At 15.7% G+C, this 2345-nt stretch carries 2 protein-coding genes; both read right to left on the bottom strand.

Annotation, left to right across the window (positions count from 1 at the left end; translation table 11 throughout):
• On the bottom strand, window positions 1–906 hold a 906-nt coding region (locus tag GJT96_RS02385; RefSeq protein ID WP_247646073.1), incomplete at its 3' end, for an amino acid--tRNA ligase-related protein.
• Window positions 907–1440: 534 nt separating this feature from the next.
• A partial coding sequence (rmuC, locus tag GJT96_RS01445; protein WP_169780453.1) for a DNA recombination protein RmuC occupies window positions 1441–2345 on the bottom strand: 905 nt, incomplete at its 5' end.

The following is a 2345-nucleotide window of genomic DNA, read 5'->3' as shown; positions in this document are numbered from 1 at the left end:
TTCAATTTTATTAAATAAATTTTTTTTTGTTTTATTAGATAAAAAAATAATTTCATTTTTGTGAAAATTAAGAAAATATTCAAAGATTTTTTTTAACATTTTTTCTGCAAAAATCATAAGAGATTTTAAACTAATAAATGCTATTTCTAATTCTAACATCCAAAATTCTGCTAAATGACGTTTAGTATTTGAATTTTCAGCTCTAAAAGTAGGTCCAAATGTATAAACTTTAGACATTGAACAAGCATAAGTTTCTAAATTTAATTGACCAGATACAGTTAAAAAAGACTCTTTACCAAAAAAATCTTTTTTAAAGATGTTAACATTTTTTTTATATTTAAAATTTTTTAAATCTAGAGTAGATACTCTAAACATTTTACTTGATCCTTCAGTATCTAAAGTTGTAATTAACGGAGTATTAATCCAAAAAAAATTTTTTTTATGTAAAAAATTATGTATAAATAATGCCATGTTATGTCTAATTCTTGTTATACAACTAATTATTGTAGTTCTAGAACGTAAATGAGATACTTCTCTTAAATATTTTAAACTATGTTTTTTTGAAGAAATAGGATATTTACCTGGATTTTTTACCCAACCTAAAATTTTTATTTTTGTAGCATATATTTCATAATTTTGCATATTTTTATTAAGTGAAATTTTTAATTTTCCTGTAACACTTAAAGAACATCCACAAGTGATAGATAAAATTTCATTTTTATAATTATTTAATGTACTATTAGCAATAATTTGTATATCATTTATATGTGATCCATCATATAAGTTAATAAAAGAAATACCTATTTTAGAATGTCTTCTATTACGTACCCATCCTCCTATGGATATAATACTATTAATTTTAATTTTTCCAGTTATTAACTCTGATATACTAGAAATTAAACACATTATTATTTTCTCTTTACTTATTTATTTATCTATAAAAATTTATTTTAAATATTAAAATATTTATTTAATATATTTTAATTTATAAAAACTATAATTTCAATTATTTTTGTTTAAATTTAAAAAAAATTAATTTATGTATTTTTATTTAGGTATATAATAATTATTATAACAATTATTAAATAACAATTAAAAATTATTTATAATTCTAAATTTATTAATAATATTTTTTATATTTATTTAAATTAAAAAAAAATAAGTAATTATTACTATTTTTTTGTAAAAAATTTTTTAATTTATATAATAATATTTTTATTTTATAACGAAAAAATAATTTAAATATAAATTAACGATAATTTTATATTGTTTAATAATTTTATATTTCTAATATATAATTAAAATATTTAACTTTATAATTAGAGTATTATTAATATTTTTAATTATTATTAAATAATATTACTTTTAATTTTTTAAATTATTTATTAAATTAATATTTATTATAAAAAAAATTATATAATTTTATAATTTAAAATTATTTTAATTATCATTTTCAAAATTATTATTAATTTTATTTATTACTTCAATACCTAAATTTCTAAAATTTTCAATTTGAGATATTATATTTCCTTTTCCTATAAATAATTTTTTAATAGCTGAATTATAACTTATTTTTAATTTATCTAAATTTTTTTCTAATATATACATATCGTCTACAAATAATCTCATTTTATTATATAATTTTGTTGCTTTATTAATAATTAATAAAGAATTTTTATTTTGTTTTTCTAAACGCCATAAATTTTCTATGATTCTCAAAGAAATCATTAAAGTTGTAGGACTAACTAACATAATATTTAATTTTAAAGCTTCATATAATAAAGATGGTTTATAATTTATTGCTAAAGATAATGCAGATTCAATTGGAATAAACATTATAATATAATCTAAAGTTTCTAAATTAGATAAATATTGATATTTTTTGTTACTTAATGATTTTAAATGATTACGAATAGCTGTAATATGATCATTTAATGCTTTTTTTTTTTTTATTTTATTATTAGTATTAAAATAACGTTCATATGCTATTAAAGTCATTTTAGCATCTATAATAATTTTTTTATTATAAGGTAAATTAATGATTACATCAGGTTGTATTTTTTCTGTATTATTAAATTTAATTTTTTTTTGTACTTCATATTCATATCCATTTCTTAATCCAGAAGATTCTAAAATTTTATTTAATACTAATTCTCCCCAAATTCCTTGAATTTTATTATTTCCTTTTAATGCATTTGTTAAATTAATAGCTTCATTAGAAATATTTATATTTAGTTTTTTTAAATTTTTAATTTCATAAATTAATATATTTCTTTCTAAAGATTCCTGGTGTAAATTTTTTTGTAATTGATTTTGTAATAATTCTAATTTTTGATTTAAAGGAC

The organism is Enterobacteriaceae endosymbiont of Donacia piscatrix (genome assembly GCF_012569525.1).
In the GTDB taxonomy this organism is placed as follows: Bacteria; Pseudomonadota; Gammaproteobacteria; order Enterobacterales; family Enterobacteriaceae.
The sequence above is the reverse complement of the archived record's forward strand: the minus strand, read 5'-3'. Positions and strand labels throughout refer to the sequence as shown.